This window comes from Streptomyces sp. JK94 (genome assembly GCF_053613315.1).
On record NZ_JBSICH010000009.1, the window covers coordinates 191,065 to 205,576 of the forward strand.

The 14,512-nt window shown below is 76.6% G+C and carries 15 protein-coding genes; 6 read left to right on the forward strand and 9 right to left on the reverse strand.

Annotated elements, in window-relative coordinates:
• Window positions 1–78 precede the first annotated feature (78 nt).
• The 4 genes from ACVV2G_RS09870 to ACVV2G_RS09885 form a co-directional block, all read right to left on the reverse strand.
• Entirely contained in the window at window positions 79–1,362 is a 1,284-nt protein-coding gene (locus ACVV2G_RS09870) for a hypothetical protein (RefSeq protein WP_453842240.1), read from the reverse strand.
• Window positions 1,363–1,424: 62 nt separating this feature from the next.
• Window positions 1,425–4,751, reverse strand: a complete 3,327-nt coding sequence (locus ACVV2G_RS09875; protein ID WP_453842241.1) for a hypothetical protein — start codon at window positions 4,749–4,751, stop codon at window positions 1,425–1,427.
• A complete protein-coding gene (locus ACVV2G_RS09880; RefSeq protein WP_453842242.1) occupies window positions 4,748–5,407 on the reverse strand; it encodes a type VII secretion system-associated protein in 660 nt (219 codons plus the stop codon). The genes ACVV2G_RS09875 and ACVV2G_RS09880 overlap by 4 nt, the downstream gene beginning before the upstream one ends.
• Complete coding sequence (locus ACVV2G_RS09885) at window positions 5,404–6,699, reverse strand: sugar-binding transcriptional regulator (RefSeq protein ID WP_453842243.1); 1,296 nt, start codon at window positions 6,697–6,699, stop codon at window positions 5,404–5,406. The genes ACVV2G_RS09880 and ACVV2G_RS09885 overlap by 4 nt, the downstream gene beginning before the upstream one ends.
• Before the next feature lie 300 nt (window positions 6,700–6,999).
• Between ACVV2G_RS09885 and ACVV2G_RS09890 the strand changes: the two genes are divergently transcribed.
• The 4 genes from ACVV2G_RS09890 to ACVV2G_RS09905 are packed head-to-tail and all read left to right on the forward strand — an operon-like array spanning window position 7,000 to window position 9,657.
• Window positions 7,000–7,506: a hypothetical protein gene (locus tag ACVV2G_RS09890; protein WP_453842244.1), complete on the forward strand. Its 507-nt coding sequence runs from the start codon at window positions 7,000–7,002 to the stop codon at window positions 7,504–7,506.
• A complete protein-coding gene (locus ACVV2G_RS09895) occupies window positions 7,503–7,856 on the forward strand; it encodes a transcriptional regulator (protein ID WP_453842245.1) in 354 nt (117 codons plus the stop codon). The genes ACVV2G_RS09890 and ACVV2G_RS09895 overlap by 4 nt, the downstream gene beginning before the upstream one ends.
• Window positions 7,853–8,791, forward strand: coding sequence for an ABC transporter ATP-binding protein (locus ACVV2G_RS09900; RefSeq protein ID WP_453842246.1), 939 nt, complete (start codon window positions 7,853–7,855; stop codon window positions 8,789–8,791). Before ACVV2G_RS09895 ends, ACVV2G_RS09900 begins: the two co-directional genes overlap by 4 nt.
• Window positions 8,792–8,802: 11 nt before the next feature.
• On the forward strand, window positions 8,803–9,657 hold the full coding sequence (locus tag ACVV2G_RS09905) for an ABC transporter permease (RefSeq protein ID WP_453842247.1): 855 nt from the start codon (window positions 8,803–8,805) through the stop codon (window positions 9,655–9,657).
• Between the two features lie 31 nt (window positions 9,658–9,688).
• Here the strand turns inward: ACVV2G_RS09905 and ACVV2G_RS09910 are convergent, their stop codons facing one another.
• Genes ACVV2G_RS09910 through ACVV2G_RS09920 form a run of 3 tightly spaced genes read right to left on the reverse strand, consistent with a single transcriptional unit; the run spans window position 9,689 to window position 11,378 of the window.
• Window positions 9,689–10,336: a ThuA domain-containing protein gene (locus ACVV2G_RS09910; RefSeq protein ID WP_453842248.1), complete on the reverse strand. Its 648-nt coding sequence runs from the start codon at window positions 10,334–10,336 to the stop codon at window positions 9,689–9,691.
• A gap of 41 nt (window positions 10,337–10,377) precedes the next feature.
• Complete coding sequence (locus ACVV2G_RS09915) at window positions 10,378–11,025, reverse strand: hypothetical protein (protein ID WP_453842249.1); 648 nt, start codon at window positions 11,023–11,025, stop codon at window positions 10,378–10,380.
• A 23-nt stretch (window positions 11,026–11,048) separates the two neighbouring features.
• Complete coding sequence (locus ACVV2G_RS09920) at window positions 11,049–11,378, reverse strand: hypothetical protein (RefSeq protein ID WP_453842250.1); 330 nt, start codon at window positions 11,376–11,378, stop codon at window positions 11,049–11,051.
• A gap of 148 nt (window positions 11,379–11,526) precedes the next feature.
• Here ACVV2G_RS09920 and ACVV2G_RS09925 point away from each other — a divergent pair, with 148 nt between their 5' ends.
• Entirely contained in the window at window positions 11,527–11,931 is a 405-nt protein-coding gene (locus tag ACVV2G_RS09925) for a VOC family protein (RefSeq protein WP_453842251.1), read from the forward strand.
• Here ACVV2G_RS09925 and ACVV2G_RS09930 read toward each other — a convergent pair.
• Together ACVV2G_RS09930 and ACVV2G_RS09935 are read right to left on the reverse strand one after the other, a co-directional pair.
• The gene (locus ACVV2G_RS09930; protein ID WP_453842252.1) at window positions 11,911–12,600 is read right to left on the reverse strand and encodes a helix-turn-helix domain-containing protein; all 690 of its coding nucleotides are present in this window, start codon (window positions 12,598–12,600) and stop codon (window positions 11,911–11,913) included. The genes ACVV2G_RS09925 and ACVV2G_RS09930 overlap by 21 nt on opposite strands.
• Before the next feature lie 10 nt (window positions 12,601–12,610).
• Entirely contained in the window at window positions 12,611–13,543 is a 933-nt protein-coding gene (locus tag ACVV2G_RS09935; RefSeq protein ID WP_453842253.1) for an AraC family transcriptional regulator, read from the reverse strand.
• 82 nt (window positions 13,544–13,625) lie between these two features.
• Here ACVV2G_RS09935 and ACVV2G_RS09940 point away from each other — a divergent pair, with 82 nt between their 5' ends.
• Window positions 13,626–14,489 carry an NmrA family NAD(P)-binding protein gene (locus ACVV2G_RS09940; RefSeq protein ID WP_453842254.1) on the forward strand — a complete coding sequence of 288 codons (864 nt, stop codon included), beginning with the start codon at window positions 13,626–13,628 and terminating at the stop codon, window positions 14,487–14,489.
• Window positions 14,490–14,512 lie beyond the last annotated feature (23 nt).

Genomic DNA, 14,512 nt, shown 5'->3' on the forward strand with positions numbered 1-14,512 from the left:
CGTGAAGGCGAACGCCCGCCGGTGTGAACCGGCGGGCGTTCGCTGGACCGTCACGCACGCACCCGGCGGACGCGTCGCTCACACGGTGAACCGGACGGCCTCCAGCCAGAACTGCGGTTCCGTCGACCCGCCGAAGATCCAGCCCTGGGGCGACTGGCACGCCAGGCCTCCCCAGGCGTGCTTGCCGAGCTTGTGGTTCTGGCAGACGTTGCCCGAACCCACACCGATGGTGAAGCCGCTGAGGTTCGGCGCGTTCGAGGCGGCGCTGCCCAGCGTCAGATCCGTCCCGTCGGCCGCGCTCGACCACTCGGTCGTCCATCCGTCCTTCTGGATGAACTCGTTGCCGTTCACCTTCTTCGCGTCCGCCACCGCGATGTTGATGGCGGTGACGGGCCGTCCCCTGCCCTCCTGGCCCGCGGTGGCCCCGTCGCACACGGGGGCGGTCCAGCCGGCGCCCTTCGCGTGGACCCGGTAGCAGATGTGCCGGCCGGGGCTCGACGCGGCCAGCCGCTGGACGGCGTAGGCGGCCGTGTTCGGCGGCAGCTGGGGGGCCTTGTGCTCCTCGATCCTGGGCTCCGCCTTCTTCGTCACCGTCCCGGCCGGCTTGTCGGTCACGACCGGGCTCGGCACCGGGTCGGGCTGGACGACGACCGGTTTCGGCTCGGCGGACGGCTTCTGCGTCGAGGGCTCCGGCGTGGGCTCCGGCGTGGGCTCCACGGTGGGCTCCGCCGGGGCGTAGTCTCCCTTCGGCACCTCCAGGGCCTCCTCCTCGAGCAGCGTGTCGGCCCCGGCGGCCACCGCCACCTCGTCCCTCTTCTGCCGCGAGTCGTCCGTGGCCCAGATCAGCAGCGGCACCGCGAGGAGGACCACGCCCGCGATTCCGGCGGCGGCCAGCAGAGGCTTCTTCGGGTTCCCGGACGGCGGCCCGTCCGCACCGTCCGCACCGGCCGCGGCGGTCTCGCCGGCCCCTGCGGCCCCTTCGGCCTCGGCGTCGGAGGCGGTCCGGGCGGCGGCGGCCGGCTCCGCGGCGCTTTCGCTCCTCGCCTCCTGCCCCTGCCGTGAGGCGGACGCGGTGGCCCCCGTGGGCCTTGCGGCCGGCTCCTCGGTGCTGCCCGTGGCGGCGCCCCGCCCGGGAGCGGCCTCCTCGTCGGCGGTGCCCGTGGTCTCCGGGGCCGGGCGCGCCGCCCGTGCTCCCCCGGTGCCGCCCTCGCCCGGCTCCGGCGTGGGCGTGCGCCGTACGGCCGGTGCCAGTACCGGGCCGGGGTCGGCCGCCGCCGACCCGAGGGAGACGGCTCTGCGGACGGACGAACCGCCCGCGCCGTCGGGCCCGACCCGAGTGGGCGGCTTCTTCTGACTTGCCATCGTTCTCCTCGATCCGTGGGGACTGCGGGGTGACAGGTGGTCGTACGGCGCGGCCCCGCTCGCTATCCGTCCTGGCCCACGGGCCCCGAACAGCGTTCCGGCCACCGCGGGTCGTCGCCGACGCGGAAGCCGGTGGCCAACGCCTCCTCGAGCTGCGCGAGGGCCCTGAGGTCCAGCGCGCTCAGTTCCTCCGACGCGTCCATGTAGGCGGTCGCGTTCCCGGGCAGTTCACGCAGCAGTACGACGGAGGGGCCCGCGGGCCGGGTCCGCACCCCCAGCACCCGGAAGCCGGTCCCCGGCACGAAGACGACCTCCTCGTACGTCCCCGTGGAGCCGTCCTGCCGGTCGAGCAGCTGGCGTACCTTGCGTCCGGTGACGGACCAGATCGCGTAGCGCACGGGGGCCCCGGTGGGGAGCCCGGGGGGTCCGGCCAGGGCGCTGACCGGGGCGGGGTCGTGCAGCAGCGTGCCGACCGCCGGTTCGGGGCCGTCGGCGTCCCCGCCGCGCAGGGCCACGCCCCGGTAGGAGGGCAGCCGGCGCAGGGCGGACGCGAGGCACCCGGCATAGGGCAGCAGACGTCCCTCGCCCGTCCGCAGGTCCCGCACCACCTCGCGGTGGTGCAGCGGCCCTTCCTCGGCGGTGAGGTAGGCGTGCGCGGCGACGAGGTCGGTGCGTGCCGCGTCCAGTTCGTGGCCGCGCAGGGCGGGCATCCGGGTGAGCACCCGGGACACGGCGGCGGCGTGGCCCTCCCAGGCACCGGCCGCGGCGTCCCGGAACGCGGCCCGCTCGGCGGCGCCGCTGACGTGCCCGGGCACGAACGGAAGGACGGCACGGTGCGGGGCCGGAGCCTGCCCGGCCCGGACCGGCGGTTCCGTCCGCGCGTCGGCCCGCCCGGCGAGGCCGCCGTCCGGCGGCGCGACGGGCACGGCCGCGCTCCGCCCGCTCCCCGCGCCCGGCCCGGCCTGCGGCAGCGCGGCGGGCGCGGGCCCCTCGGCGGGCCGCACCGGCGGACGGGCCTCCGCCGTCCCGGCGGACGCGACCGTACCGGACTCCGCTTCCCCGGACTCGGCTGCTCCGGGCTCGGCTGCTCCGGGCTCGGCTGCTCCGGGCTCGGCTTCCCGGGGCTGAGCCCTCCTGGAGTCCGCTCCCCTGGACTTCGCCTCCCCGGACTCGGCTTCCCCGGGCTCCGCCGCCCGAGGCCGAGCCCTCCTGGGCTCCGATCTCCTTGACTTCGCCTCCCCGGACTCGGCTCCCCTGGACTCCGCCGCCCGAGGCCGAGCCCTCCCGGACTCGGCTTCCCCGGTAGCCGCTTCCCGGGACTCGGCCTCCCTGGGCTCCGCTCCCCCGGTGTCCGCTTCCTTGGACTCGGCTGCTCCGGGCTCCGCTTCCCTGGGCGCCCCTTCCCTGGGCTTCATCCCCCCGGACTCCGCGTCCCCGGGCCCCATGTCCCCGGGCCCCATGTCCTCGCGCTCCATTTCCGCGGGCTCGGCGGCCCCCGCGAGAAACTCCGGCGGCGTGCCCGCCGCGCTCCCGGGGCCGGCATCCGCGCCGGTGGCGGCGGCCCCCGCGGCCTGAAGGGCCCTCGCGGCCGGAGGGGCCTCCGGCGCCGGGACGGACCGCCCCTCCCGAGGGCCCGGGCCCGGCACGCTCGCCCCGGCGACGGTGACCGGACGCCGGCCCGGGGTACCGGCGCCGGCACGGGCGTCCGAGGACGCGACGGGCCCGGCGACCGGTGGCCCGGCGACCGGCGGCCCGGCGGCGGCACCGTTGACTTCCGCGGTCTTTCCGCCGCGCAGGGCACCGGGGCGCGGGGCGGGCGCCGGCACCCCGGGCCCGGCGACCGGCGGGGCAGCGGCCGTACCCGACGTGTGGGCCGCCCCACCGGACGGGGGGACCCGGCCGGCCTCCGCAGCCGCCCCCGGCCGGCCGGTCGCCGTGCCGGGGCGCGGGGGGCGGCGGGCGGTGACGTAGCGGATGCCCGGTATGCCGTGCTCCGCCGCCAGGCGGCGCAGGTCGCCGTCGCCCGCCAGGAGCCTGCCGCGGACCAGCAGGGTGGTGCGTGACCGGACGTCGGCTCCGAGACCGCGCACGAGGCGGGACAGCGCGGGCAGCAGGGAGCCGTCCAACGGCTGTCCCGGCATACCCAGTTCGATGGCGCACACCTCCGGGTCGACGGCGGGTCCGAGCGGCCCCGGGCGGGGGCCGTCCGGGGCCCACAGGGCGAGGCCGGCCCGGGTCACCGTCGCCTGCCACCGGTCCGTCAGCCGCACCACCCCCCGCTCACCGCCGCCCAGGATCCAGTCGGGCGGGTGGATCTCCGTCGGCCGCGGCACGGGGGCCCGCCCCTCGGCGTCGACCGGCCCGCAGACCACGGACGACACGAACGGCCGCCAGCTCGGCCTCCCGTCCAGGCCGACCAGAGTCGGCCGGGGAGGGGTTCCGGGCGGCGCGTGGTCGTCGAGCAGCGGCAGGCCGGTGAGGACCTCCACCTCGGCACGCAGCAGGTCGGCGACGGACTGTCCGAGGCGCAGCAGGTCACGACGGCCGCCGGGCGCGAGCCGGGCGCGGGCGCGCTGCGCCGCGGGCAGTCCCGCGAGTACGGCGGCGACCTCGTCGACGGCGACGTCCTCCGCCTGCGGGGCGCCGACCAGCACCGTGAGCCGGTCGGCGTCGACGGGCACGGAGAAGCACAGGTCGTCGGGGGCCGGCCCGGGCGCGTCGGCCGGGCGGATCACCACGCCCGCCGGGACGCGGTCCACCACACAGCCGCCGGCCGTGCGCACGGGCACCCCGTCCAGTGCTCCCTCCCAGGCGGGCGCCGGTGCACGCCGGCCGGCCCTCCGGGGCTCCGCTCCGGGCGCGAACCGCCACCAGGAGCAGCCCGGACCGGAGTCCCCGTGGACGAAGAGCGTGCCGCCGGGGGTGATCAGGACGTCCCCGTCCGGTGCGGTCACCTCCAGTTCCCAGGCGTCGGCGATCCTGCGGGCGACGCTGGGCCGGTCCGGCCGGTCGTCCCCGGCGCCGGACATCACGAGCCGGACCCGGTCGGTGCCCCGTGCGCGCAGGGAGTCCAGCAGGGCGCCCAGCCGGGCCCAGTGTCCGGCGTCGGGCTCCCCGCCCCCGGCGCCGGAACCCACGATCACCGTGACGACGCCCGTCTCCCGGCCGACGGCACCCGCCACCTCCGCCAGGACGTCCAGCGGGAAGGAGTCGTCCTCGACCGAGCGCACCAGCAGCACGCCGTCGACGTCCTCGACCGGCGGGCCGCCGGTGGGGCCCCGGCCGTCGGTGCCGTTCCCGTCGGCGGCCACCCGCGCCGAGCCGCGGCGGCCCGTACCGGAGCCGCTCCTGCGTCCCAGAGCCGGCACCACGGACGACCAGCGGCTCACAGGTCCGTCCCCCGCGCCTGGTGAACGGCCTCGAACAGCACCGGCGCGGTACGGCCCGCGGGCGCGGCGGCCGAGGCCCGTTCCCCCGCGCCGTCCCGGACCGCGTCGCGTACGGCGTCGGGGTCCAGCAGCATGCTCACCGCGGCCGAGGGGTTGAGGTACAGCACGTGCCCGTCGGGGACACGCGTCACCAGGCCGTCCGCATCGACGAGTTCGAACGCGAAACGCCCTGCCGCGTGCAGGAACACCGACGAGGTGTACAGGGGCACCACCGGCGTCCCGCCCGGCGCCACCGCGCTCAGCGGCCCGCCGCCCGGCGCCGTCAGCACGGCCACCTCGCGCCCCGCCAGCGCGGCCGGCACCGCCTCGCCGGGTCCGTATCCGGTCGACGCGAGCTGGACGGCGCGGTCCACCTCGTCCTCCGGTTCGGGCCAGCCGAGGGCGCGCGGAGACGGCCGGTAGGCGGGATTGTCCTCCCACTCGACGATCCGGCCGTCGGGGCCGGACCGCCAACGGCCGGTCATGGCCCACTGCGGGGGCCGGCCCGTGCCGGACCACATCGGGTCCACCACCCCCAGCCAGTGTTCCGGGGCGAGACGGCCCGCCTCACGGATGTCGTCCGGGACCGGCGGCAGCGCCTCGTCCCGCCGGCTCATCGCTGTCCTCGTTCGGGGGGTCGGGACGACGGAGCGGTCCGCGGCGCGTCGTCCGGGTCTTCGCGCCGGAGGAGGCGGCTCGCGGTCGTGTCGTCCAGGTCGTCGTGCCGGAGGCGGCGGTGCGCGGCCATGCTCCCCGGGTCCTCCTCCCGGAGGCGGCGGTGCGCGGTCGTGCCGTCCAGATCCTCCTCCCGGAGGCGGCGATGCACGGTCGTACCGTCCGTGTCCTCCTCCCGCAGAAGGCTCACGGTCATGTCGTCCGGATCCTCGCCCCGCAGAAGGCTCACGGTCGTGCCGTCCGGATCCTCGTCCCGCAGAAGGCGGCGCGCGGTCGTGGCGTCCGTCACGACCCCGGTGAGCAGTCCGGACCTCAGTACGGCGCGGACCGCCCCGGTGCCGTGTCCGCCGGCCGTGACGCCGATCAGCTCCGCGACGCCGCGGAGTTCGGCGGCGCTGACGGCGATCGCGCGGGCGTCGAGCCCCGTGGGCAGCAGCCGGCCCTCGGCGTCCAGGACGTGGCCGGCCACTTCGGCGCACGCTCCCGCCTCCCGGAGCGCCTGCCGCTCCCGCTCGGACAGGGCGTCGTACAGCGGAGACTGCGGGGCGTCCCACGCGCCGACGCCGACGACGGCCTTGGTGACCCGGCCGAACCGGCCCAGCGCCTCGGCGGTGGCGGGCTGGCTGCGCAGGACGGCGGCCGTAGCCGCGTCGGGCAGGAGGAACGGCGTGTGGAGCGGGAACGCCCGGCCCCCGCCCGCCGCGGCCGTACGCCGGACCGCGGCGATCGCGGCGTCGTGGGCGAGGTCCCGTCCGTGCACCCCGGTCAGCTGGACCACGTCGCAGGGAGGCAACCGGGTGACCGCCTCGCTCAGCGCGTCCACCGCGTGGCTGCCGTCGAGGCCGAGGACGTCGCCCTCCTCGGCGATCTCCGAGACCAGCCGGGCCGCCGCCGTGCCCAGCCAGCGAACGCCCCGGCGCTGGTCCGCGGGGGACGCCCAACCGCCCTCGCTGTGGCCCAGGTCGACGACGAGCCCGTGCCGGAGCCCGAACCGCTCGGTCACCGCCCGCCCGAGCGGGACGTCGATCTCGGCGGGGACCGTGATGTCGATCCGCACGATGTCGTGGGCCACGGCCGCGTCGAGGAGGCGGGCCACCTTGAACCGGCTGATGCCCAACTCCTTGGCGATCTCCACCTTCGACCACTGCTCCAGGTAGAAGCGCCGCGCGACGGTGGCGGCGAGCAACTTGTCGACCGGCGCGGGTAACGCCACCGTCTCAGCCGGTTCGGCCATGTCGTGTCTTCTCCGCGCTCTCATCGGTCGCCAACTGTGCGACTTCTACGCCTAGTTCATCTGTGCGAAGTGAGCGGCAGATGACGGGGGAACGACGTCGGAGTGACACAAGAGGTCTCAGTGGTCCCTGGGACCGAGCTGCGCCCCCTCGGCGGTCGACGGCCGCCGGGGACCGAGGGGGCGCAGCGGCGGTGCGGGACGGCGATTCGCGGCGTTCCCGCGCGGCCGACTTGCCCACAGGGAAAGTCGGCGATAACTTTCCCGGCAGGAAAGTGGAGCGAGGACAGGAGGAGGACGGCCGTGAGCGCACCGGTGGACGCCGAACGGGCGTGGCGGGACCTGCAGCGCATCCGGGTGCCGCAGGAGCGGGTGTACGACGAGTTCGAGCGGTCCGCGTCCGGCGGCCCCGGCACGACCTACGCCACGGCCGCGGTGATGTGGGTCTTCCTGGCCGTCCTCGGTCTGGACCTGCCCCGGTGGGGCGTCTGGCTGGCCTTTGCCGCCTACGTCGCTCTGCTGAGCGCGCCGCCCGTGCTGTCCCGGCGCAGGAGCCGGATGCGGCTGCACCACTCCCGCTGCGACGGGCGGCTGCTCGCGTCGTTCGTCGCGGGCGCGGTGGTGACTGGCGGCACGGTCCTGCTGTCCGGCCGCCTGGCCGGGTCCCTGGAGCCGATGCCCGCCAGTCTCGTCCAGGCCACGGTGTCGTCGGCCGTGTTCCTCGCGGTCGTCGGGCCGATGACCCGCCGGGCGGTCGGCTCACCGCGTCTCGCCGGCGAACCGGCGGCGCGCGAGACGGCGGGCCGATGAGCATCCCCACCGGTTTCGACGAACTGATCCACCCCGCCACCCGACTGTCGGTGGTCTCGCTGCTCGCCGCCACCGCGTGGGCGGACTTCGCGTTCGTCCGCGACAGCCTCTCGCTCAGCGACTCCGCGCTCTCCAAACAGCTGCACACCCTGGAGGAGGCCGGCTACCTGGAGATCCGCAAGGAGGGCGGCGGCCGCAAGCGGCGCACGAAGGTGCGGCTGACGGACCGCGGCCGCACCGCCTTCGAGGGGCACGTGGCGGCGCTCCGGGCGATCGTCGAGGGTGCCGCGCCGACGGCCGGGGCCGGGACGGCACCACCACGACGACAGCACTCGGAGGCAGCACGATGACACGGCACGAGCACCCACCCGCCCAGCCGGTGATCCGGGTCCGCGACCTGGTCATGTCGTACGGCGGCACCGACGTCCTGCACGGCGTCGACCTGGACGTCCACCGGGGCGAGGTGTTCGCCCTGCTCGGACCCAACGGCGCCGGGAAGACCACCACCGTCGAGATCCTGGAGGGCTTCCGGCAGCGCTCCGCCGGAGAGGTCCGCGTGCTCGGCGCGGACCCGGAGCGGGGCGACGACGCCTGGCGCGGGCGCATCGGGCTGGTCCTGCAGTCCTGGCGCGACCACCCGCGCTGGCGGGTCGCCGAGCTGGTGAGCCACTTCGCGACGTACTACCCCGACCCGCGCGACCCGGACGAACTGCTGGCGCTGGTCGGCCTCGCCGACCAGGCCGGCCAACAGGTGAACCGGCTGTCCGGCGGCCGGCGCCGGCGGCTGGACGTCGCGCTCGGCATCGTCGGCCGCCCCGAACTGCTCTTCCTGGACGAGCCGACCACCGGCTTCGACCCCGAGGCGCGGCGCGAGTTCCACCTCCTGGTCGAACGACTGGCCCGCGAGGAAGGTGTCACCGTCCTGCTCACCACGCACGACCTGGTGGAGGCCGAGCGGCTCGCCGACCGGATCGCCATGCTGGTCGGCGGCCGGATCCGGGCCTGCGGCACCCCGGCGGAGCTGGCCCGCAGCGCCGCCGCCCGGGCCGAGGTCCGGTGGACGGCCGAGGACGGGACGCCCCGCCGCGAACGCACCGCGGACCCCTCACAACTGGTCTGGGAACTGCACCGGGACGCGAACGGCCCGATCGCCGGCCTGGAGGTGCGCCGCCCGACGCTGGAGGACACCTACCTGCACATGGTGCACCGGGAGACCGGCCGCACGGACGGGACCGAGGCCGGGAACGGACCCGAGGACGAGACCGGGGAGACACGGGCGGCATGAGGGGAACACACATGACGACGCACCGACTGCGCGCCGGAATCCAGCGCGGCGGCATCGAGCTGCGGCACCTCCTGCGCAACCCCAAGGAGATGTCCGGCCATCTGAGCAACGTGGTCGTCGCACTGCTGATCGCCGCCTACATCAGCGACGACGTGCCCGGCACCGGGACCCCGATGGCCCACCTGGTGCTGGCGGGCTTCGCCGCCTACCTGCTGTTCCAGATCGGGCTGATCAACCTGCCGCAGATCCTCGTGACCGAACGGGAGGAGGGCGCCCTGCTGCGGCTGCGCGCGACGCCCGGCGGGATACCGGCCTACCTCGTCGCCAAGTGCCTGCTGGTGGTCGTCATGGCGGCGGGCACCCTGGCCGTGCTCCTGGCGTCAGCCGCGCTGCTGGTGGACGGGCCGCTGCCGCACGGGCCGGGCGCCTGGCTGACGCTGCTGTGGGTCACCGCGCTCGGGCTGCTCGCCGTCGTACCGCTGGGCGCGGCCATCGGCGCCGTGCTGCCCAACCCGCGCGAGGCGCTGGCGCTGATCATGCTGCCCGCGCTGGCGCTGCTGCTCACCTCCGGGGCGATGTTCCCGATCACCTCGCTGCCGGTGCCCGTGCAGCAGGTGGCGTCGGTCTTCCCGCTGAAGTGGATGGCACAGGGCCTGCGTGCGGCCCTGCTGCCGGACTCCGCGCGGGCCTCGGAGCCGGCCGGCTCCTGGGAGCTGCCCCTGGTCGCCCTGGTACTGACCGCCTGGACCGTCCTCGGGTTCCTGCTCGCGGTCCCGCTCCTGCGCCGCGCCGCCCGCCGCGAGTCCGGTTCCCGTCTGTCGGCACGCCACCGCAGGGCGGCACGGAGCGGGGCGGTACCCGCGTAGGCGGGCCCGGGACGCGCGAGGGGCCACGGACCTACGCCGTGCGTGCCGCCCAGGCGATGCCGCCCCGCAGATGACCGCGGAAGTCCGGATCGGCGTAGGCGCCGGCGGCGTGGCCTAGGGCCGTGTAGAAGACGCGGCCCGCGCCCTGCTCGCGGCACCAGACCAGCGGATGGTCCTCGCCCATGCCGCCGCCCTCGTACGACGACTCGTCGGCGCGGGCGAGGACACGGACCGCACCGCGCGGGTTGGTGCGGAAGTCGTACCACTCGTCCGTGAACTCCCAGACCGGCGGCAGGTCCCCGGTCGCCGGATGGGCGCGGTCCTCGACGACCACCCGGCCCGGCTGGTACGCGGGGTGGCGGTCGAAGCGGGCGCCGAGCAGGTCGCCGTAGTACGGCCAGTCGTCCTCGGTGCAGGCCGCCGCGTGCACCCCGACGAAGCCGCCGCCGGCCTCGACGTACGCGGCGAGCCGGTCGCGTCCGGCGGGGGTGAGCACCTCGCCGCTGGTGGAGAGGAAGACGACGGCGGCGTACCGGTCGAGCGGCCGCTCCAGCACCGCCGGGTCCTCCGTGTGGTCGGCCTCGAACCCGCCCAGGGCCCGTACGGCGCGGACCGCGTCCGGGAGGGAGTCGTGGCGGTAGGCGGTGGTGCGCGTGTAGAGGAGCAGCCGGGGTGCCACGGCTGCTCCTCCGGGCCGCCGGGCCGGACGGCGGGGCCGGTTCAACCGCCCACGCCCACGCTGTTGTCGGGGGCCCCGTCGCCGAAGCGGGGCAGGTCGCCGCGCTCGACCGGCGTGCTGGGCGCGGGCTCGACGGAGGGCAGGAGACCGGCCACCTCGGCCGCGTCGGGGCGGTGGGCGGCCAGAGCGGCCCCCCGCAGCACGTCGCGCGGTACGGCGCCCTCCTCGCCGAAGACGCGGACGACGTAACCCTTCCCGGGTACGGCGTACTCGTGGCGTCCGGCACCGGTGCGGTACCAGATGCCGCCGTCGCGCTCGCAGGTCGTGTGCTCGCCGGACATGTCGCCGACCGGCTGCTCGCGGCAGGTGCCGGCGGTGATCGCGCCCCGGTCGACGGAGAGGCCCAGGTGGGCTCCGGTCTCGTCGGAGACCCAGGTGGCGGAGAAACCGTCGTCGCCGAGGACGCCGACGGACTGCCGGGCCAGGGTGAACCCGGGTGCCTCGGTGAGGTGAACCAGTTCCGGGGCCACGCCCATCGCCTGTGCGCGGGCGTCCAGTTCGCCCCGGTCGGCGGCCTCCGCCGATGCGCCGCCGGCTCCGGGGCCGGTGTCCGCCTTCCCGGTGCCGCAGGCGGTGAGCAGCAGCGGCGTGAGCAACAGCACGGGCAGGACGCGCGCGGGACGAATCATGCGTCCATCCTGCCGCACCGGCCTCAGGGACGGTGCGCCGCGGCGTCCCTCGTCAGCTGCACGGCCGAGAGCAGGCTGAGGCCCGGTGCCGCGTCGCGCAGGGTCTTGACCGCCTGCACGGAGTCGGCGGGGCCCTGGTAGCCGGCCTCGGCGAAGCGTTCGTGGACCCAACGGGCGCGCAGCTCCGCCTCGGAGGCGGCGGCGGCCTGCTCGACCAGGGCGGCGGCGCGCTCCAGGCCGGGCCGCTGCTCGGGCGTCGCCTCGGCGAGCGCCTGACGGACGTCCTGGGCGATGACGTCCGCGTCGCGCAGGACGAGGACGTTGAGTTCCGGTGGTCTGCCGCGTCCGAACATGGGGTCATGGTCGTCGCCGTGGCACGTGCGGCACAAGGGACTTGAGCTGTTTCTGAGACGCGGGGCGGCCCGGCGCCCGCCACCGGCCGGCTCCCGCGTGTCCGATTCCTTCAAGACCGGCCTCGCACGTCCCGCCTACGGTGGCCCCATGACCGCACGCTTCGACGCCATCAGCCTCATCGTCTCCGACATGGCCGCCTCCGTGGCCTTCTACCGGCGGCTCGGTTTCGCCTTTCCCGAGGGTTCCGGGGACCAGCCGCACGCCGAGGCCGGGCTGCCGGGCGGGATCCGGCTGCTGCTCGACACCGAGGAGTCCGTCCGTTCCTTCACGCCCGGGTGGCGGCCGCCCGCGGGTGGCGGGCGGCATTCGCTGGCCCTGCTGTGCGACACGCCCGCGGAGGTGGACGCCTGCTACGAGGAGCTGACCGGCGCCGGCTGCCACGGGGAGCGCGCACCCTGGGACGCCCCCTGGGGGCAGCGGTACGCCGTCGTCAACGACCCGGACGGCCACGGCGTCGACCTGTTCGCACCGCTACCCGCGCCCGCCGAGTAGTTCGCTGGGCGGCAGGCCCGTCAGCTCGCGCGCGTCCCGCGCCAGATGTGCCTGGTCCGCGTACCCGGCCCGGGCGGCCGTCTCGGCGAGGGGGGTGCCGTCGCGGGCCAGGGCGAGGGCGCGCTGGAGCCGCAGCACGCGGGCCAGCGTCTTGGGGCCGTAGCCGAAGGCGGCCAGCGAGCGGCGGTGCAACTGGCGCGGGCCCACACCCACTTCGTCGGCGGTGGCGGCGACCGGGCGGCCCGCGTCGAGGGCGGCCACGATCCGGCGCAGCAGCGGGTCCGGGGGCCCGGTCTCGGCCGCCCGGGACAGCGCCGCCTCCTCCAGGCCGCTCGCCGGGTCGGGCGCGGCGTTCACCCGTGCGGCCAGGCGCCGCGCCCGGGCGGTGGGCCACAGGTCGGTCAGCTCCACGCGCCGGTCGCGCAGTTCGTGGGCGGGGACGCCGAGGAGCGCGGGGGCGGTGCCGGGGTGGAAGCGGACGCCCGCCCAGGGTCCGGGGGTGCCCTCGGTGACGTGGGCGCGGGTGTCGGGGCCCGCGACCAGCAGCCGGCCGTCGTGCCAGAGCAGGTCCATGCAGCCGTCGGGCAGGACACGTCCGGAGCCGGCCGCGTCCGGCGTGTGGGTCCACACCACCGCGCCGGTCAGCCGGGAGGCCCGTTCCGCGTACACGCCTGCCAGGCTACGCCGGAGTCCGGTACTCCCGCGGGCTGACGCCGTACACCCGTTTGAAGGCCGTGGACAGGGCGAACGCGCTGCCGTAGCCGACCTGCCGGGCGATCGCGCCGAGCGTGTCGTCGGTGTCGCGCAGCCGGTCGGCGGCGAGTGCGAGGCGCCAGCCGGTGAGGTACGCCATCGGGGGTTCGCCCACCAGGCCGGTGAAGCGCCGGGCGAGTGCGGCGCGGGAGACACCGGCCTCGGCGGCCAGCGACGCCACCGTCCAGGGGCGCGCCGGATCGTCCTGGAGCAGCCGCAGTGCCCGGCCGGCGACCGGGTCGCCCAACGCCCGGTACCAGGCGGGCGGCTCGGCCCGCGGCCCGGCGAACCAGGCTCGCAGGGCGGCGATGACCAGCAGGTCCAGGAGCCGGTCCAGGACCACCTCCTGGCCCGGTTCGTCCCGGGTGACCTCCGTCATCAGCAGCGGGGTCAGCGGGCAGTCCCACTGGCCGGAGGTGAGGGACAGCAGCGGGGGCAGGGCGTCCAGCAGCCTGCCGCCGATCTCGCGCCGCACCAGGTAGGTGCCGATCAGCAGGACCGCGTCGCCGTCGGTCCGGCCGCCCCAGGTGCGCACGCCGAGGTCCATGGAGCCGTTGAGCGGGCGTCCGTCGGGGCGGCGGCACGCGCCGCCCGGCAGGATCACCGCCTGCGGCGGGGTGACGGGGTCGTCGGCGCAGGTGTACGGGCCGGGACCGCGTGCGATGGCGAGGTCCCCGGCCCGCAGCCGCAGCCGCTCCCCCGTGTCCGGCACGATCCAGGCGTCGCCGCGGATCATCAGCATCACCGTCAGCGGTGCCCGGTCCTCGACGCGAACGGCCCACGGCGGGTCGAAGCAGGCGCGGATCATGAACGCGCCACGGGCGCGGGGGCCCTCCAGCAGGCCGGCGAGTGCGTCCATGGCGCCACAGCGTAGACGCACGCGCATGCCGGTGAGCCGTCGGGCGATGGGAACGCGGAGCGCCCGGCGGTTGACTGGCGCCATGACGAAGACGAGCGCGCAAGCGGACATGACGGTCGTGGTGACGGGGGCGTCCGGGCGTACCGGGCGCCGGGTGGCCGAGGCGGCGCGGGCGGCCGGGCTGACCGTGCGGGCGGCGTCCCGGGCGACCGGGTTCGACTGGCGGGACCGGTCGACCTGGGCGGACGTGCTGAGCGGCGCCGACGCGGCCTACCTGGCGTATCCCACCGACGTCGGCGCCCCCGACGCCGCCGGGGCGGTCGGGGCGCTCGCGCGGGAGGCGGCCGGGCTCGGCGTACGGCGGCTGGTGCTGCTGTCGGCGCGGGGCGAGGAGCAGGCGCGGCCCGCCGAGGAGGCGCTGGCCGGGGCGGACGCGCACTGGACGGTCGTGCGGGCCGCCTGGTTCGCGCAGAACTTCAGCGAGGGTCCGCTGGCGGAGGAGCTGCGGCAGCACGGGGAGCTGGTCTTCCCGGCCGGTGACGGGGCGCCGGAGCCGTTCGTGGACCTGCGGGACGTCGCCGACGTGGTGGTGGCGGCACTGACCTGCGGCGACCGGTACGCCGGGCGGGTGCTGGAGGTGTCGGGGCCCCGGCTGCTGACCTTCCGGGAGGCGGTCGCCGAGATCGCACGGGAGACGGGCCGCGCGCTGACGTACCGGGCCGTCGCCCCGCACGCGTACGGCGAGAGCCTGGCCGGGTTCGGGGTGCCGGAGGAGGAGGCCGCGTTCCTGGTGGAGCTGTTCGGCACCCTGCTCGACGGCCGCAACGCCCATCTGTCGGACGGGGTCCGGCAGGTCCTGGGGCGCGCGCCGAGGGACTTCGGCGCCTTCGTGCGGGAGGGCGCGGCAGCGGGCACGTGGACGCCGCGGGCGGCCGGGCGGTCGTAGAGCGCCTGCCGGACACGTACGGC

Excerpts from the sequence above, each read along its gene's own strand:
- ACVV2G_RS09895 (WP_453842245.1), top strand. The coding sequence starts at position 7,503 with ATGAGCATCCCCACCGGTTTCGACGAACTGATCCACCCCGCCACCCGA.
- ACVV2G_RS09925 (WP_453842251.1), top strand. The coding sequence starts at position 11,527 with ATGACCGCACGCTTCGACGCCATCAGCCTCATCGTCTCCGACATGGCC.
- ACVV2G_RS09935 (WP_453842253.1), bottom strand. The coding sequence starts at position 13,543 with ATGGACGCACTCGCCGGCCTGCTGGAGGGCCCCCGCGCCCGTGGCGCG.
- ACVV2G_RS09885 (WP_453842243.1), bottom strand. The coding sequence starts at position 6,699 with ATGGCCGAACCGGCTGAGACGGTGGCGTTACCCGCGCCGGTCGACAAG.
- ACVV2G_RS09900 (WP_453842246.1), top strand. The coding sequence starts at position 7,853 with ATGACACGGCACGAGCACCCACCCGCCCAGCCGGTGATCCGGGTCCGC.
- ACVV2G_RS09870 (WP_453842240.1), bottom strand. The coding sequence starts at position 1,362 with ATGGCAAGTCAGAAGAAGCCGCCCACTCGGGTCGGGCCCGACGGCGCG.
- ACVV2G_RS09940 (WP_453842254.1), top strand. The coding sequence starts at position 13,626 with ATGACGAAGACGAGCGCGCAAGCGGACATGACGGTCGTGGTGACGGGG.
- ACVV2G_RS09905 (WP_453842247.1), top strand. The coding sequence starts at position 8,803 with ATGACGACGCACCGACTGCGCGCCGGAATCCAGCGCGGCGGCATCGAG.
- ACVV2G_RS09880 (WP_453842242.1), bottom strand. The coding sequence starts at position 5,407 with ATGAGCCGGCGGGACGAGGCGCTGCCGCCGGTCCCGGACGACATCCGT.
- ACVV2G_RS09920 (WP_453842250.1), bottom strand. The coding sequence starts at position 11,378 with ATGTTCGGACGCGGCAGACCACCGGAACTCAACGTCCTCGTCCTGCGC.
- ACVV2G_RS09915 (WP_453842249.1), bottom strand. The coding sequence starts at position 11,025 with ATGATTCGTCCCGCGCGCGTCCTGCCCGTGCTGTTGCTCACGCCGCTG.